We start from the raw sequence: 16970 nt of genomic DNA on the forward strand, positions 1-16970 counted from the left end.
CCCCACTCATCTGTGGACGGCGATAGCGGATGTCGGCTGCGGGCGGGCGGCCCGCCCACAGCGGACGATGCGTACGATTGCGGACTATCAGGCGCTGGCGGCGACTTTCTCGGCGGCTTCATCAGCCTGCTGCCAAGGAGCCTGCAGTTTCTTCCAGCACGGATTGTTCAGGGTCATGTCCATGTCACGGGCGAAGATGGCGAAGCCGTCGAAGCCGTGGTACGGGCCGGAATAATCCCAGGAGTGCATCTGACGGAAGGGGATGCCCATCTTCTGGAAGATGAACTTTTCCTTGATGCCGGAGCCAATCAGGTCGGGCTTGACCTTCTTGACGAATTCTTCGAATTCGTAGCCGGTCACGTCATCGTACAGCAGGGTGGAGTCACCCATTTCCTTCATGGTACGGTCGTAGTCGTCGTTGTGAGCGAACTCGTAACCGGTACCCACGACTTCCATGCCCAGATCTTCGTAGGCGCCGATCACGTGACGCGGACGCAGACCGCCGATGTAGAGCATGACGCGCTTGCCTTCGAGGCGCGGGCGGAACTTGGCGACCACCGCTTCCCACTCAGGCTTGTACTTGGCGATGACTTCTTCGCACTTCTTCTGGATGCTCTCGTCGAACTTGGCGGCGATGGCACGCAGCGACTCGATGGTCTTGGTCGGGCCGAAGAAGTTGTACTCCATCCATGGGATACCGTACTTCTCTTCCATGTGACGGGAGATGTAGTTCATCGAGCGGTAGCAGTGAACCAGGTTCAGCTTGACCTTCGGGGTCAGCTCGATTTCGGCGATGGAGCCGTCGCCGGACCACTGGGCGACGCAACGCAGGCCCATTTCTTCCAGCAGGATGCGCGAGGACCAGGCGTCGCCACCGATGTTGTAGTCACCGATGATGGCTACGTCGTACGGGGTGGTCTGGAAGCTGTTGTCGTCGTCACGGTTGCCCAGGACCCAGTCACGGACTGCGTCGTTGGCGATGTGGTGACCCAGGGACTGGGAAACGCCACGGAAGCCTTCGCAACGAACCGGAACCACGGTGGTGTTGTGCTCGGCACCCTTCACCTTGGACACGGATTCGATGTCGTCGCCGATCAGGCCGATCGGGCACTCGGACTGGATGGAGATGCCCTTGTTCAGCGGGAACAGGGTTTCGACTTCGTCGATCAGCTTGGCGAGCTTCTTGTCGCCGCCGAACACGATGTCCTTCTCCTGGAAGTCCGAGGTGAAGTTCATGGTGACGAAAGCGTTCACACCGGTGGTGCCGATGTAGTAGTTACGACGGCCGGCACGCGAATACTGGCCGCAGCCTACCGGGCCGTGAGAGATGTGGATCATGTCCTTGATCGGACCCCAGACCACGCCCTTGGAACCGGCGTAAGCACAGCCGCGGATGGTCATCAGACCAGGCTGGGACTTCTTGTTGGAAGTGATGCACTTCTTCGACTGGGTCACCGCCGGGTCGTTGACGGCCAGGTGCTTGGCGCGGTCTTTACGGGCTTTCTCGGGGTAAACTTCCAGGACTTCCTGGATGAGGGATTCGACCTCTTCGCGCGACATACCGGACATTGGGTATGACTCCTCTTGCTTTGCGTTCGTGTGCGGGTAACGGATGGGTCGCACTGCGCACGCGCAGTGCGACACTCCGGCAGGGCCCATCTGCCCTGCCCCGTCCTACTGAAGCGGAGCTATCACTCTTCGGCAGCGGCGGCCTTGCCGACGATGGACTCGTCTTCTTCTTCCATAACGCCGAACTCCATCAGCAGAGCTTCGAGCTCGTCCATGGTGATCGGGTTCGGGATGATCAGCATCTTGTTCTCGACGACTTTGCGAGCCAGAGTGCGGTACTCGTCGGCCTGCTTGGCGGTCGGATCGTATTCGATCACGGTCATACGGCGGATTTCGGCGCGCTGTACAACGTTGTCACGCGGTACGAAGTGGATCATCTGGGTGCCCAGCTTGGCAGCCAGAGCGATGATCAGCTCGTCTTCGCGGTCGGTGTTACGGCTGTTGCAGATCAGGCCGCCCAGACGCACGCTACCGGAGTTGGCGTACTTCACGATGCCCTTGGAGATGTTGTTGGCGGCGTACATCGCCATCATCTCGCCGGAGCAAACGATGTAGATTTCCTGAGCCTTGTTTTCGCGGATCGGCATGGCGAAGCCACCGCACACCACGTCGCCCAGTACGTCGTAGAATACGAAGTCCAGGTCGTCTTCGTAGGCGCCTTCCTCTTCCAGGAAGTTGATCGCGGTGATAACACCACGGCCAGCGCAACCAACGCCCGGCTCCGGACCACCGGACTCAACGCACTTGACGCCGCCGTAGCCGACCTTCAGCACGTCTTCCAGCTCCAGATCTTCCACGGTGCCGGCTTCGGCAGCCATTTCCATGATGGTGTTCTGGGCCTTGGAGTGCAGGATCAGGCGAGTGGAGTCAGCTTTCGGGTCACAACCAACGATCATGACCTTCTTGCCCATCTCGGCCAGGGCCGCCACGAGGTTCTGAGTGGTGGTGGATTTACCGATACCGCCCTTGCCGTAGATGGCGCATTGACGCATAGCCATAGTTAAGTTCCTCAGGTTGCATTTCCACTTGAAAGTTCGGCGTAAGCCCGAACAAGTCCGCGCACTGAACCTAATGCAGCGTCTGTGCCAGCACTCGCGACAAACACCTAACCTATTGATTTAAATGGATTTGATACCCGACGACAGGTCTGGCAGGGCGGTTTGATACATAACAATCCCCCTACAAACCCCTACTCTGTCTGTTGTAATTGCTACAACCGAACAATCTCCCTACATCATCTCCCAGCCCCTCGCCTTCCCCGCCCCCGGATGTGACAAAACCGACAATTGTCGCGAAGCCGCGCCCCGCCATGGCCCACAGACGCGACAAGCCCCCTTGCCAAACACCATAAATTGCTTATATTTCAGATACTTGTTCTCACATCGCTACTGGGCGCGGTTATTGCAAGTGGTTGTCGATTCTTGCCCTTCTTTCCGCAGGAGAGTCCAGTGAACAACAGCTTATTAAAGGAAATCCTCGCCCAGCTCGGCTCGGGCGAAATCGTTCCCTACCTGGGCCAAGGCGTTCTGCGCGGAGTCGTCGACCGCGACACGGGCAAGCCGATTCCCGCCGACAGCGACAGCCTGATCCTCGCCATGACCGGCGGGCAGCCGATGTCGCCGCGTCTCATGTATGAGTTCTCCCGGGCCGCCATGCACCTGGAGAACAAGAAGGGCCGCAGCTTCATCGAGCGCTTCCTGACCCAGGTCTACGGCAGCGACAACTGGACCCCCTCGCCGGTCCACCAGTGGCTGACCGACCTCGACCTGCCCTATATCATCGACTGCAACCGCGACACCCAGTTGCAGCACTGCTATATCGCTGTCGAGCGCAAGCACACCCTGGTGGTCGGCGCCGCGCGTCTCGCCGCGACCCCTTACCGCTTCGATCTGTACCACTTCGAGGACGGCAAGTACCGCAAGATCGCGCTGGAGCAGGTCGACACCGCCCTGCCGGTGATCTTCAAGCCGCACGGCACCCCGCTGCCCAAGCCCGGCTACGTGGCCTCGGATGCCGACTTCGTCGACTACATCACCGAGCTGATGGGCGGCTTCGCGATTCCCGACTGGATCAAGCTGCACCGCAAGAACAAGCGCTACCTGTTCCTCGGCCAGCACTTCAACCGCGACACCGAGCGCATGGTGATGAGCGATATGATCTACGATGCCGCCGAACCGGCCGGCTGGGTCCTGATCGATCAGCCAAGCGACAAAGAACGCAAGGTCTGCGAGCGCAAGAACCTGCAACTGATCGAGGCCGACTGGAGCAGTCTCCTCGCCCTCGCCAACCCCAGTGCCACTGAAGTGGCCTGACTCCTCTTCCTTCATCTAGACGAGAAGCCAACCATGCTGTTGAAAAGCTACGAAGACCAAAACCTGCTGTGCAACCTCAGCGTCAAGGGTGCAACCACCGAAGCCGGCGTCGAAGCCTTCCGTGGCGACCTGGTGGTGATCGAAGGCGACATCGCCGACGACGCTGGCCGCCGCCTGCCGCCGAAAGCCGTCCTGAAACAAGCCGGCCTGCTGTTCAAGAACGACAAGCTGAGCATGGTTTCCGGTGGCCTGGAGCAACTGGCCCACCTCCCGTCCTTCTTCGAGCGCTACAAGGGCGACCTGGCCGGCGACGTACAGGCGATCTTCTACGTGAGCAACCTGAGCAAGCCGGTTTACACCGAGCTCGACGGCGTCAAGATGATCCTCCAGCCGCACGAAGAAGGCGCCATCTGGAACACCATGATGGAGGACCTGCGCCTGGACAAGGAAGACTTCAAAGGCCAGAGCGCCGAAGACAAGGTCATCACCATGGCCCAGGGCCTGGCCGACTACAAGCCGAAGTACGAAACCGTTGCCTTCGCCGATGCCCTGAGCTTCGTTTCCACCGTCGTGCGCGAGCACCGCGGTCCGGTTTGATCGATCACTCGATTTTCCCGATTTCTTCGGCAAGGATGCCCCATTAGGCCTGTTCGCCGCTCCCCCTCTTCGTAGGGGGAGTTTTCTTTTCGGGCTCCGCTTTTTTCGCCCGGCTCACCGCCAGGCATCCCCCACCCTCAGGTCTCCCTCCGCAGCCGGGTGAAAGCGCCCAGCTCCCACTCGCGCAGCGCCAGCAGCATCCCCGTTCCATGCCGCTTCGCCAGCGGCGCGGCCAGGCTTTCCTCGTGCAGTTCGGCAAAGCGCCGGCGCAGCGTGCGGATCTCCGCCTGCAGCTTGGCCAGCGCCGACTCGGTGAGCATGCCGTGGGCGAAGCCCAGCACCTCGTCGCCGCCGGCAAAGTCGCTGGCCAGGAACTCGCCCAGCCCCTGGCGCAGGAAAAAGCGGTGGATCGGCCCGTTGGGCCGCCAGTCGAAATCCCGCGCGACGTTCAGGCGGACGCGGTTGCCGGGCAGCAGATCGAGCAGGCGCAGGCGGTCCAGCCGCGCCAGGCGCTGGATGCATTCCGCCTCGCCGAGCCGGTAGATCGCGAGGATCTCGTCGAACGTCCAGTGGTTGAGCACGCAGACCGCGACCAGCAGCAGCTTCTCGTCGGAGACCAGCTCGCGCTCCTGGCCTTCGCTCAGGGTATGCAGGCGCGCCCCGCTGAGCGCCGCCTCCTGGGCCAGTTCGGCGAGGCTGAAACCGAGCAGGTGGCCGATCTCGAGCAACCGGTCGAGACTGAAACGTCGGGTTGCGAACATGCGCTTGACGCTCGCCTCGGACAGCCCGAGGCGCGTGCCCAGCTCGCGATAGGTGATGCCCTGGAGTTTCAGGCGCTGCTTGAGGGTGCCTACCAGGCGGTCGAGTTCGCTCATCGGACAAAGGTATCGTTTTCCGCTACTTGTACGGTAATTCTGCACGACTTTTTCCGACAAGGTTTCGTTTCGTTCCATGAGCCGCCATGCTGGCGGCTCTTCCATGCCAGGGACCGATCATGCTCAAGCCCCTTCTGCGCCTGCTCCTCAAGACCCTCTTCCGGGTCGAGGTCCAAGGCGACCGCAACGTCTTCGACGATCCGCGCACGCTGATCGTCGCCAACCACGAATCCTTCCTCGACGGCCTGCTGCTCGGCGTGTTCCTGCCGGTGGATGCGGTGTTCGTGGTGCACACCCAGGTCGCCAGCCGCCCGCTGTTCCGCGTTGTGCTGCACTTCGTGCCCCACCTGGTGGTCGACTCGAGCAGCCCGCTGGCGATCAAGCAGATCGTCAGGCTGGTGGAAAGCGGACGGCCGGTGGCGATCTTCCCGGAGGGGCGGATCACCCGCACCGGCTCGCTGATGAAGGTCTACGACGGCGCCGCCTTCGTCGCCGCCCGGACCGGCGCCACCGTCGTGCCGGTACGCATCGACGGCGCCGCACAGAGCTACTTCGGCCGCCTGGCCGGGGTCTTCCCGCGCCGGGCGTTTCCCAAGGTGCGTATCTCGATCCGCCCGCCCCAGCACATCCCGATGCCCGACCTGCCCTCGGCCAGGCTGCGCCGCCGCCGCGCCGGCGAGCTGCTGCGCCACCTCCTGCTCGACATGCTGGTCGCCACCCGCCCGCAACGCACCCTCTACGAGGCCTTCCTCGACGCCCGGGAAACCTTCGGCGCGAACTACCGGCTGGTCGAGGACATCCGCCTGCAGGAGGAGTCCTACGGCTCGCTGCTGAAGATGGCCCTGGCCCTGGCCCGCCTGACCGCGCGCCTGAGCGCACCGGGCGAGACGGTCGGGGTGCTCGCCCCCAACGCCGCGCCGGCCCTCGGCCTGCTGCTCGGCCTGTCGCTCGGCCGGCGCGTCCCCGCCCTGCTCAACTACACGGCCGGCCCCGAGGGGCTGCGCGCCGCCTGCCACGCCGCCGACCTCAAGACCCTCGTCGCCTCGCGCACCTTCGTCGAGAAGGCGCACCTCGGCCCGCTGCTCGCCGCCGTGCCGGAGGTCCGCGTGCACTATCTGGAGGATCTCAAGGCCGAGTTCGGCCTCGCCGACCGGCTGTGGGTGCTCTGGCACCTGGCCTTCCCGCGCCGCGCCGCGCTGCCCCAGACGCCCGAGGACGCCGCCGTGGTGCTGTTCACCTCGGGTTCCGAAGGTAAACCCAAGGGCGTCGTCCACTCCCATGCCGCGCTGCTGGCCAACGTCGCGCAGATCCGCGCGGTGGCCGACTTCACGCCGCAGGACAAGTTCATGATGGCCCTGCCGCTGTTCCATGCCTTCGGCCTGACCAGCGGCGCGCTGCTGCCGCTGGTCTCCGGCTGCCAGGTGTTCCTCTACCCCAACCCGCTGCACTACCGGGTGATCCCCGAGCTGGTCTACGACCGCAACTGCACCGTGCTGTTCGGCACCTCGACCTTCCTCGGCAACTACGCCAAGTTCGCCCATCCCTACGACTTCGGCCGCCTGCGCTACGTGGTCGCCGGTGCCGAGCGGCTGGCCGAGAGCGTGCGCAAACAGTGGCTCGACAAGTTCGGCATCCGCATCCTCGAAGGCTACGGGGTCACCGAGTGCGCGCCGGTGGTGGCGGTCAACGTACCGATGGCCTGCCGCAACGGCAGCGTCGGCCAGCTGCTGCCGGGTATCGACTACGAGCTGGAACCGGTGCCCGGCATCGCCGAGGGCGGCGCCCTGCACCTGAAAGGACCGAACCTGCTCAAGGGCTACCTGCTCTACGACCAACCCGGGGTGATCCAGCCGCCGCCGGCGATCAGGCCCGGCTGGTACGCCACCGGCGACATCGCCAGCGTCGACGCCGACGGCTACCTGCATATCCTCGGCCGCCTCAAGCGCTTCGCCAAGATCGCCGGCGAGATGGTCTCGCTGGAAACGGTGGAAAGCCTCGCCGCGAGCGCCGCCCCGGAGTTCCTCCACGCCGCCGCGACACGCAGCGACGCCGCCCGCGGCGAAGCGCTGGTACTCTTCACCACCGCCCCGGAACTCGCCCGCGAACGCCTGCTCGCCGCGGCGCGGGCGCTCGGGGCGCCGGAGCTTGCGGTGCCGCGGGTGATCCGCCGGATCGACGCGCTGCCCCTGCTCGGCACCGGCAAGACCGACTACCAGACCCTCAAACGCATGGCCGAGGAAATCCCCGCATGAGTTCGCCATTCGCCCTGCTCAGGGCCCGCCGCTTCGGCCCGCTGTTCGTCACCCAGTTTCTCGGCGCCTACAACGACAACCTGTTCAAGAACGCCCTGGTGGTCCTGCTGACCTTCCAGAGCACGCAGTGGACCAGCCTGTCTCCCGGCCTCCTGGCCAACCTGGCGGCGGGCCTGTTCATCCTGCCGTTCTTCCTCTTCTCGGCGAGCGCCGGACAACTCGCCGACAAGTACGACAAGGCCCTGCTGGCGCGCCGGGCCAAGCTGCTGGAGATCGTCATCGTGCTGCTCGCCGGCGTCGGCTTCTGGCTGCACAGCCTGGAACTCCTGCTGACCGGCCTGTTCCTCCTCGGCCTGCAGGCGACCCTGTTCGGCCCGGTGAAGTACGCCATCCTGCCGCAGCACCTGGGCGAGACCGAGCTGGTCGGCGGCAATGCGCTGATCGAGGCCGGCACCTTCGTCGCCATCCTGGTCGGCACCCTCTCCGGCGGCCTGCTCGCCGGCGTCGAAGGCGGCACCCTGTGGATCACCGCCGGCTGCCTGCTCGCCGCCGTGGCCGGCTACCTCGGCAGCCTGCGCATTCCCGCGGCGGCCCCGCCGGAGCCCGGCCTGCGCCTCAACCGCAACCCGCTCGACGAGACCTGGCGCAGCATCGGCTTCGCCCGCGAGGAGCGCAGCGTGTTCCTGGCGATCCTCGGCATCTCCTGGTTCTGGCTGTACGGCGCGCTGCTGCTCGCCCAGTTCCCGGCCTACGCGAAGGACGTGCTCGGCACCTCGGAAGGCGGGGTGACCCTGCTGCTCGGCGTCTTCACCCTGGGAATCGGCAGCGGCTCGCTGCTCTGCGAGCGCCTCTCGGCGCAGCGACTGGAAATCGGCCTGGTGCCGCTGGGCGCCCTCGGCCTCACCCTCTCCGGCCTCGACCTGGCCCTCGCCTCCCCGACCGCCACACCGACCGTCCCGCTCGGGCTTGCCGCGCTGCTGGCGGCGCCGGGTACCCTGCACGTGCTCGCCGATCTGTTCGCCCTCGGCCTCTCCGGCGGCCTGTTCATCGTCCCGCTCTACACCTTGCTGCAGCTGCGCTCGGCCCCCGCGCACCGCGCACGGATCGTCGCCGCCAACAACATCCTCAACGCCCTGTTCATGGTGGTGGGCGCGCTCGCCGCCGCCCTCCTGCTGGCCGCAGGGCTGTCAATCCCCGCGCTGTTCGGCATCGCCGCGCTGCTCAACGCCGCCGTGGCGCTGTACCTCTTCCGCCTGCTGCCGGACTTCCTGCAGCGCTTTGCCGCCCGACTGGCGAGCCTCGGCAGCCTGCTGCGGCGCGGCGCGCCACGCTCGCCGGCGGCATCGGAAAAATCGGAGGAGCAACCATGAAGCCAAGCATCGTGCGGGCCGATCCCGCCGCGGCCTTCCTGACCGCGGAGCGCTGCCGGATTCTCGAACTGTGGAACAGCGCCGACGACCCGGCGGTCTCCATCGCCCTGGCGACGGTGGCCCCGGGCGAGACCACCCAGCTGCACCGCCTGCACGGGGTGGACGAGCGCTACCTGATCCTTCACGGCGAAGGCCTGGTCAGCCTCGGTCGGCAGTCCCCCGAGCCGGTAGGCCCCGGCGACCTGGTCGTCATCCCGGCGGGCATCACGCAGCAGATCGCCAACACCGGCGACGGCGAACTGGCCTTCTACTGCATCTGCACGCCGCGCTTCACCCCCTGCTGCTACGAGGCGCTGGAGGGCTAACCCGCCGGCGAATCGGCTTCGACGAGGGGCTCGGGCGGCACGCGACGCGGCCTGGAGGCAGGGGGAGGGTAAAGGCGGCTCTCCCGCCGCTTCGATCGCCAGGGGAGGCAGGGGAGCGGGAGAGCCTGACGCGGAGCGGCCCGGTCGGAGGTCCGGGCCGAAAAATGCTTTAGAGAAGGGCCAGGGCAGTGGTCTTGGGCTTCTTCGGATAGGGGCGGTTGCCGCGGATCTCGACCTTGTCGCCGACGGCGAACACGCGGTTCGGCGAGCGCACCGTCTTCAGTTCGCCGCTGTCGGTGCGCACCACGTAGGCGCGGTCGCTGGCGCCGGTCACGTCCTGGGCGGAGTCGCCGAACAGGGCACCGACGCCGGCACCGACCAGGGCGCCGATCGGCCCGCCGACGGCGCCGATCATCATGCCGCTCATGCCGCCCGTTGCCTTACCGGAGGTCTGGTCTTTCGCTTCACTGACGATCTCGTCTGCGTTGACGCTGCCGATGGTCAGCAGGCCGAGGGTCAGAGCCAGAATGCCGAACTTGTTCATGGCGGTTCCTCCGAGGAACTGTCTGTGGGCTTCGCTAGGATTACTTCACGAAACATGCCAGAGGCCCTGGCACGGCAAATCAATGACTTAGCTTCGTTTCCCAGACCCGCTTCGCGACAAAATGTCGCGACACAGACAAACGCTTGTCGGAATCCCTCCAGAAAAGTGAGCTTTCATTGATCCACATCATGAAATCTTAGTCGGACCTGTGCATTCCACCGATCCCGAGCGACGGACGGGCGCAAAGGGAGAGAGGGAGAGAGGGAGAGAGGGGAAGGAAACAAGGCAGAAACCGAAGCGTAGCGCTCAGCAGCATTAGCGAGCGGCCGCGTCACAGCCCCGCGGGTCGGCCTGTGACGCGGAGAGGTGAAACGCTCGCAGAAACGGCCCGCCGGCGCGGCCGGGGGCCGGAAGCCCCCGGCAAAGGCAACGGTCGGCGGGAGCGACCCGATCAATGAGGGGAGCGCAGCACCTTCCGCTCGCCGTCCTCGCCCTCGACCTCGTCGGTGCGCTCGCTGAGGCCCGCGGCCTCCTGGGCGGAGCCGCCGAACAGGGCGCCGACGCCGGCACCGATCAGCATGCCGATCGGGCCGCCGATCGCGCCGACCATCATGCCGTTCATCCCGCCCAGCGACTTGCCGGTGGTCTGCTCTTCGCCCTCCTTGGCGACCTCGGCGGCATGCACGCTGCCGAGGCTCGACAGGCTGAGGGTCAGGGCCAGGATGCCGAACTTTTTCATGGGGTTCCTCCGAGGAACGTTTCAGGCTCTCTGCCGCTTCTGCCGATCCGCGCCTGGCTCGTCGAGGAAGCGGAGGGCACCGGCCTTTCGGGAGTCCGTCGATGGCAGGGCCCGCCGCTTGTTCCGGACCCCACCACACGTTGAAATAAAAAGTAATTATTCAGTCGATCCGGATCAATACACGGCCGGCGATTTCATACCTTTGGATACCCATTCTCCCCTCGATACCCCTCAGAAGCCCATGAAAGACAGGAGTTCTTGTGCATTAGCATGAACCATACCGTATGCAAAACAGGGGCACCGTGGCCGTGCTCCGCACCTGTCGGAAAAGGCGCACGCCCCGGCAAAGCGCAGTAGAATCCTCCGCCCTTTTGCTGCCCCGCGAGTCGCTGCGCCATGACCGCTTCCGCCTTCCGTCCCGAACTGCTGTCCCCCGCCGGCACCCTCAAGTCCATGCGCTACGCCTTCGCCTACGGCGCCGACGCGGTGTACGCCGGGCAGCCGCGCTACAGCCTGCGGGTGCGCAACAACGAGTTCGATCATGCCCACCTGGCGCTCGGCATCGCGGAGGCCCATGCCCAGGGCAAGCAGTTCTACGTGGTGGTCAACATCGCCCCGCACAACGCCAAGCTGAAGACCTTCCTCAAGGACCTGCAGCCGGTGATCGACATGCAGCCGGATGCGCTGATCATGTCCGACCCGGGGCTGATCATGCTGGTGCGCGAGCACTTCCCGGCGATGGCCATCCACCTCTCGGTACAGGCCAACGCGGTGAACTGGGCCAGCGTGGAATTCTGGCGCCGCCAGGGACTGACCCGGACGATCCTCTCCCGCGAGCTGTCGCTGGAGGAGATCGGCGAGATGCGCGAGCGGGTGCCGGGGATGGAGCTCGAGGTGTTCGTCCACGGTGCGCTGTGCATGGCCTATTCCGGGCGCTGCCTGCTGTCCGGCTACATCAACCACCGCGACCCCAACCAGGGCAGCTGCACCAACGCCTGCCGCTGGGAATACAAGGCCCATGAAGGCAAGGAAGACGAGCTGGGCAACATCGTCCACGTCCAGGCGCCGATCCCGGTGCAATCGAGCGAGCCGACCCTCGGCAACGGTGCGCCCACCGAGCGACTGATGCTGCTCGAGGAAAGCAAGCGGCCGGGCGAGTACATGGAAGCCTTCGAGGACGAGCACGGCACCTACATTATGAACTCCAAGGACCTGCGCGCCGTGCAGCACGTCGAGCGGCTGGTGCAGATGGGGGTGCATTCGCTGAAGATCGAGGGGCGCACCAAGAGCCACTACTACGTGGCGCGCACCGCCCAGGTCTACCGCAAGGCGATCAACGACGCGGCGGCCGGCCGGCCGTTCGACAAGTCGTTGATGGACACCCTGGAGTCGCTGGCCCACCGCGGCTACACCGAGGGCTTCCTGCGCCGCCACGTGCACGACGAGTACCAGAACTACGCCCACGGCTACTCGCTGTCCGAGCGCCAGCAGTTCGTCGGCGAGCTGACCGGCGAGCGCCGCAACGGCCTGGCCGAGGTGCAGGTGAAGAACCGCTTCGCCCTCGGCGACCGCCTGGAGCTGATGACTCCGCAGGGCAACCTGAACTTCCGCCTGGAGGCCCTAGAGAACAAGCACGGCGAGCGCGCCGAGGTGGCCCCGGGCGACGGCCATACCGTCTACCTGCCGGTGCCGGAGGGCGTGGAGCTGGAGTACGCCCTGCTGATGCGCGAGCTGGACGGCGCCACCACCCGCGGCTGAGTCAGTCGCTCATCGCACAGGCCTGCTGCGCGGCCTGCCCGCGCAGCCGGTTGGCCAGGATCGCCGCCTCCACCGGCCGGCCGATCAGATAGCCCTGGATCTCGTCGCAGCCGTGCTCGCGCAGGAACTCCAGCTGCGCCGGCGCCTCGACGCCCTCGGCGACCACCTCCAGGCCCAGGTTGTGGGCCATGGCGATGATCGCCCGGGTGATCGCCGCATCGCCGCCGCGGCCGGAGCCGTCCAGGCTGTGGATGAAGGTCCGGTCGATCTTCACCACGTCGACCGGCAGGTGCTTGAGGTAGCCGAGCGACGAATAGCCGGTGCCGAAATCGTCGATCGCCAGGCGCACGCCCAGCGCGCGCAGGCGCAGGAACACCCTGGCCAGGCTCTCGACGTCGTCCGACAGCTGGCTTTCGGTCAGCTCCAGTTCCAGCAGGTGCGCCGGTAGGCCGGTCTTGGCCAGCACGGCGCCGACCTGCTCGACGAAATCGTCCTGGCGCAGCTGGCCCATCGAAATGTTCACCGCCACGCGCAGCTCGGCAACGCCCGACTGCTGCCAGGCACGCGCCTGGGCGCAGGCCTCGCGCAGGACGAAGGCGCCGATGGCGTCGATCTGCCCGGTTTCCTCGGCCAGGGGAATGAAACTGGCCGGCGATACCAGGCCGCGCTGCGGATGGCGCCAGCGCACCAGGGCCTCGGCGCCCTGCAGGCGATTCGCCGCGACATTCAGCTTCGGCTGGTAGAACACCTCCAGCTCGCCGCGCACCAGCGCCTTGTCCAGCTGCGCCTCGAGCAGCAGGCGTTCGCGGCTGCCGCCCTGCAGGCTGTCGCGGTAGAACTGCACGGTATTGCTGCCGAACTGCTTGGCATGACGCATCGCCATGGCCGCCTGACAGAGCAGCGTCGTCGGGTCGCCGCCGGCCGCGGACAGCAGGCCGATCCCCAGCGAGGCGCTGACCACCACCTCGTGCTCGCCCACCTGCACGCCGTGGCGCAGCAGGGCGAGCAGGCGACGCCCGAGCTGTTCGAGCTCCTCCAGGCTCTTGTCGCTTTCCAGGAGCACGACGAATTCGTCGACCGCGATCCGCGCGACGGTGTCGGCCTGGCGCAGCGTGCTGCCGAGGCGCCGGGCCAGCTCGCAGACGATCTCGTCGGCCGCCTGGTGGCCGAGGCTTTCGTTGAGCAGCTTGAAGCGATCCAGGTTGATGTGCAGCAACACCAGTTCGCGGCCAGGAGGCTGCGGCCGTCTGGTCAGGATCTTCAGGCGGCGCAGCAGCAGGCTGCGGTTGGCCAGGCCGGTCATCGGGTCGTGGCTGGCCAGGTAGCGGCGCAGCGCCTTTTCCTCGCGGCGCGCCTGCTCGCTGGCGGTGAGCGCCCGGGTGCGCTCGCTGACCCGCTCCTCCAGCGCCCGCTGGGCGCGGCGCAAAGCCTTCTCGACCCGCCGGCGCAGCTCCACCTCGCGGGCCAGCTCGTCGTTCAGCCGGGCGGTGGCGCGCCGCGCCTGCTTCTCGAACTCCAGCAGCGAACGGTTCTGGAAACGCTGCAGCAGGCTACGCCGGGTCGCCCGGTTGATCTGCCAGGCGCTGAGCACCAGGGCCGCCAACAGGATCAGGCCGAGGACGCCCCAGCCCTGCAACAAGCGCTGGTCGAGACCGAGCAGATACAGGCTGGACGGCAGCAGGGCGGGCAGGGCGAAGGCGAGGAAGGCGCCCAGGCTGGCAGCATAGGCCATGCTGGCGCAGATCGTCGCCGCCGCCAGCAGGCCGTGGATCAGCGCCTGCTGCAGCGGCGTGGCCAGCGGCATGAGGAAGATGCCGACCTGGGTCAGGGTCGCCCCCGAAACCGCGGCGCCGAGCAGAAAGCTGCGCCGCCAGCCCGCATCGGCCTGGCGCTCGACCGGGGCACGGTGGAAGGCCCGGGTGCGCCACAGGCTCAGGCCGATCAGCAGGACCAGCCAGCCCGACAGCCAGGCCAGCGTGGACGGCTCGTGCGGCTCCCAGAGCAGCGCCATGCAGCTCAGGCCACCGCTCAGCATCAGCGCGATGGGCAGGGGAGCGGCACGGTACAGCCGGCGGTTCAGGGCCGCCTCCATCTGCACACCGTAACGCTCCCGGATGCTCTCCGGCTCAATGGCCGGCGAAACGGTATCGGGAGAGAAAAGAAAGTTCATATCCATCATTATTGGTGATGCGAATCCAGTCCCAAGGTGAGCGATCAGGCAGGCTCCCTCGGTGTAATCGTCGGCAAGGCACCCCCCGAGTTTGCCCCGTCTTGGCAGCCGCCGCTAGAATGCCGCGATGCGCGACGACCTCTCCTTTCTGTTAAGTACCCTCAACGCCGCCCAGCGCCAGGCCGTGGCCGCGCCGCTCGGCCCCCATCTGGTGCTGGCCGGTGCCGGCTCGGGCAAGACCCGCGTGCTGGTGCACCGCATCGCCTGGCTGATCGAGGTGGAGCACGCCTCGCCCCATTCGATTCTCGCGGTGACCTTCACCAACAAGGCCGCCGCCGAGATGCGCACGCGCATCGAGCAGCTGCTCGGCCACAGCCCGACGGGCATGTGGGTCGGCACCTTCCACGGCCTGGCCCACCGCCTGCTGCGCGCCCACTGGCAGGAAGCGGGTCTGGCCGAGAACTTCCAGATCCTCGACTCCGACGACCAGCAGCGGCTGGTCAAGCGGGTGATCCGCGAGCTGGGCCTCGACGAGCAGCGCTGGCCGGCGCGCCAGGCGCAGTGGTTCATCAACGCGCAGAAGGACGAGGGCCTGCGCCCGCGGCACATCCAGCCGAGCGGCGACCTCTACCTCAAGACCCAGCTGCACATCTACGAAGCCTACGAGGCGGCCTGCGCGCGCGCCGGGGTGATCGACTTCGCCGAACTGCTGCTGCGCGCCCTCGACCTCTGGCGCGACCGGCCGGGCCTGCTGGAACACTACCAGCGGCGCTTCCGGCATGTGCTGGTCGACGAGTTCCAGGACACCAACGCCGTGCAGTACGCCTGGCTGCGCCTGCTGGCGCAGGGCGGCGCCAGCCTGATGGCGGTGGGCGACGACGACCAGTCGATCTACGGCTGGCGCGGCGCGCGGATCGAGAACATCCGGCAGTTCTCCAGCGACTTCCCCGCCGCCGAAACCATCCGCTTGGAGCAGAACTACCGCTCCACCGGCAGCATCCTCAAGGCCGCCAACGCGCTGATCGCCAACAACCAGGGCCGGCTCGGCAAGGAGCTGTGGACCGAGGGCGCGGACGGCGAGCCGATCGGCCTCTACGCCGCCTTCAACGAGTACGACGAGGCGCGCTACGTGGTCGACAGCATCCGCCAGGCGCTCAAGGACGGCCTGGCGCACGGCGAGATCGCCCTCCTCTACCGTTCCAACGCCCAGTCGCGGGTGCTCGAGGAGGCGCTGCTGCGGGAGAAGATCCCCTACCGCATCTACGGCGGCCAGCGCTTCTTCGAGCGCGCCGAGATCAAGAACGCCGTGGCCTACCTGCGGCTGATCCACCAGCGCGACAACGACGCGGCGCTGGAGCGGATCATCAACCTGCCGGCCCGGGGGATCGGCGAGAAGACCGTCGAAACCCTGCGCCAGTTGGCCCGCGAGGCCAACCTCTCGCTATGGGGCGCGCTGCACCAGGCGGTCGGCAGCAAGCAGGTCAGCGGCCGCGCCGCCTCCGCGCTGAACGCCTTCGTCGAGCTGATCGATACCCTGGCGCTGAAGGTCGAGCAGCTGCCGCTGCCGCTGATCGCCCAGGTGGTGGTCGAAGAGTCCGGACTGCGCGCCTATCACGGCGCGGAGAAAGGCGAGAAGGCCCAGGCGCGGGTGGAGAACCTCGAGGAACTGGTCAGCGCCGCCCGCACCTTCGAGCACGCCGAGGACGAGGGCCGGCAGTCGCCGCTGGCGGCCTTCCTCGACCATGCCTCGCTGGAGGCCGGCGAGCAGCAGGCCGGCGACTTCGAGGACAGCGTGCAGCTGATGACCCTGCACAGCGCCAAGGGCCTGGAGTTTCCGCTGGTGTTCCTGGTCGGCATGGAGGAAGGGCTGTTCCCCCACAAGATGAGCCTGGAGGAGCCCGGCCGCCTGGAAGAGGAGCGCCGCCTGGCCTACGTCGGCATCACCCGCGCCATGCAGCGCCTGGTGGTGACCTACGCCGAGACCCGCCGGCTGTACGGCAGCGAGACCTACAACAAGATCTCGCGCTTCGTCCGCGAACTGCCTCCGGCGCTGGTCCGCGAGGTGCGCCTGTCCAACAGCGTCAGCCGCCCCACCGCTACCCGCCCGGGCCACAACGCGATGTTCGCCGGCGCCGCGGTGCCGGACACTCCGTTCTCCCTCGGCCAGCGCGTGCGCCACGCGCTGTTCGGCGAGGGCACCATCCTCAACTTCGAAGGTGCCGGCGCCCAGGCACGGGTGCAGGTGAACTTCGAGAGCGAAGGCAGCAAGTGGCTGATGCTCGGCTACGCCAAGCTGGAGGCGGTGTAGGGCGGGGCTCCGCCGGATCGGCCTGATCGCCGCAGGGCATCCGGAAACGCCGCCCAGCCCCGCTTCAAAGGCTTCCGCCACCGGTCGCCGCTCCCGGCATCCGGCCCGGGA

13 protein-coding genes are annotated in these 16970 nt (G+C 66.6%); 7 read left to right on the top strand and 6 right to left on the bottom strand.

Going from position 1 to position 16970, the window contains the following annotated elements:
- Positions 1 to 87: 87 nt before the first annotated feature.
- On the bottom strand, positions 88 to 1569 hold the full coding sequence (gene nifD, locus BMY22_RS02075) for a nitrogenase molybdenum-iron protein alpha chain (protein WP_090619181.1): 1482 nt from the start codon (positions 1567 to 1569) through the stop codon (positions 88 to 90).
- 122 nt (positions 1570 to 1691) lie between these two features.
- Complete coding sequence (gene nifH, locus BMY22_RS02080; protein ID WP_039800829.1) at positions 1692 to 2567, bottom strand: nitrogenase iron protein; 876 nt, start codon at positions 2565 to 2567, stop codon at positions 1692 to 1694.
- A 450-nt stretch (positions 2568 to 3017) separates the two neighbouring features.
- On the opposite strand from nifH, the gene BMY22_RS02085 reads away from it, so the two are divergent.
- A complete protein-coding gene (locus tag BMY22_RS02085) occupies positions 3018 to 3881 on the top strand; it encodes an SIR2 family protein (protein WP_090619183.1) in 864 nt (287 codons plus the stop codon).
- 33 nt (positions 3882 to 3914) lie between these two features.
- The gene (locus BMY22_RS02090; RefSeq protein WP_090619184.1) at positions 3915 to 4478 is read left to right on the top strand and encodes a hypothetical protein; all 564 of its coding nucleotides are present in this window, start codon (positions 3915 to 3917) and stop codon (positions 4476 to 4478) included.
- 137 nt (positions 4479 to 4615) lie between these two features.
- On the opposite strand, the gene BMY22_RS02095 is transcribed toward BMY22_RS02090, so the two are convergent.
- Entirely contained in the window at positions 4616 to 5353 is a 738-nt protein-coding gene (locus tag BMY22_RS02095) for a helix-turn-helix domain-containing protein (RefSeq protein WP_090619186.1), read from the bottom strand.
- Positions 5354 to 5472: 119 nt separating this feature from the next.
- On the opposite strand from BMY22_RS02095, the gene aas reads away from it, so the two are divergent.
- From aas to BMY22_RS02110, 3 genes are read left to right on the top strand one after another with little or no spacing between them, the layout of a single operon-like run.
- Positions 5473 to 7605 (top strand): bifunctional acyl-ACP--phospholipid O-acyltransferase/long-chain-fatty-acid--ACP ligase, encoded by a 2133-nt coding sequence (aas, locus tag BMY22_RS02100; protein WP_090619187.1) that lies wholly within the window; start codon positions 5473 to 5475, stop codon positions 7603 to 7605.
- Positions 7602 to 8975, top strand: coding sequence for an MFS transporter (locus tag BMY22_RS02105; protein WP_090619189.1), 1374 nt, complete (start codon positions 7602 to 7604; stop codon positions 8973 to 8975). Before aas ends, BMY22_RS02105 begins: the two co-directional genes overlap by 4 nt.
- Positions 8972 to 9340 carry a cupin domain-containing protein gene (locus BMY22_RS02110; protein WP_090619190.1) on the top strand — a complete coding sequence of 123 codons (369 nt, stop codon included), beginning with the start codon at positions 8972 to 8974 and terminating at the stop codon, positions 9338 to 9340. The genes BMY22_RS02105 and BMY22_RS02110 overlap by 4 nt, the downstream gene beginning before the upstream one ends.
- 169 nt (positions 9341 to 9509) lie before the next feature.
- Here the strand turns inward: BMY22_RS02110 and BMY22_RS02115 are convergent, their stop codons facing one another.
- Both BMY22_RS02115 and BMY22_RS02120 read right to left on the bottom strand, forming a co-directional pair.
- Positions 9510 to 9884 (bottom strand): hypothetical protein, encoded by a 375-nt coding sequence (locus BMY22_RS02115; protein WP_090619192.1) that lies wholly within the window; start codon positions 9882 to 9884, stop codon positions 9510 to 9512.
- A 451-nt stretch (positions 9885 to 10335) separates the two neighbouring features.
- Positions 10336 to 10623, bottom strand: a complete 288-nt coding sequence (locus tag BMY22_RS02120; protein ID WP_090899884.1) for a hypothetical protein — start codon at positions 10621 to 10623, stop codon at positions 10336 to 10338.
- Between the two features lie 396 nt (positions 10624 to 11019).
- Here BMY22_RS02120 and trhP point away from each other — a divergent pair, with 396 nt between their 5' ends.
- The gene (trhP, locus tag BMY22_RS02125; protein WP_090619194.1) at positions 11020 to 12381 is read left to right on the top strand and encodes a prephenate-dependent tRNA uridine(34) hydroxylase TrhP; all 1362 of its coding nucleotides are present in this window, start codon (positions 11020 to 11022) and stop codon (positions 12379 to 12381) included.
- 1 nt (position 12382) lies between these two features.
- Here trhP and BMY22_RS02130 read toward each other — a convergent pair whose 3' ends face one another.
- Positions 12383 to 14551 carry a putative bifunctional diguanylate cyclase/phosphodiesterase gene (locus BMY22_RS02130; protein WP_425265954.1) on the bottom strand — a complete coding sequence of 723 codons (2169 nt, stop codon included), beginning with the start codon at positions 14549 to 14551 and terminating at the stop codon, positions 12383 to 12385.
- 127 nt (positions 14552 to 14678) lie between these two features.
- Between BMY22_RS02130 and uvrD the strand changes: the two genes are divergently transcribed.
- Positions 14679 to 16859 (top strand): DNA helicase II, encoded by a 2181-nt coding sequence (gene uvrD, locus BMY22_RS02135; RefSeq protein WP_090619195.1) that lies wholly within the window; start codon positions 14679 to 14681, stop codon positions 16857 to 16859.
- The last annotated feature ends 111 nt before the right edge of the window (positions 16860 to 16970 follow it).

Source organism: Azotobacter beijerinckii (assembly GCF_900110885.1).
Lineage (GTDB): Bacteria > Pseudomonadota > Gammaproteobacteria > Pseudomonadales > Pseudomonadaceae > Azotobacter > Azotobacter beijerinckii.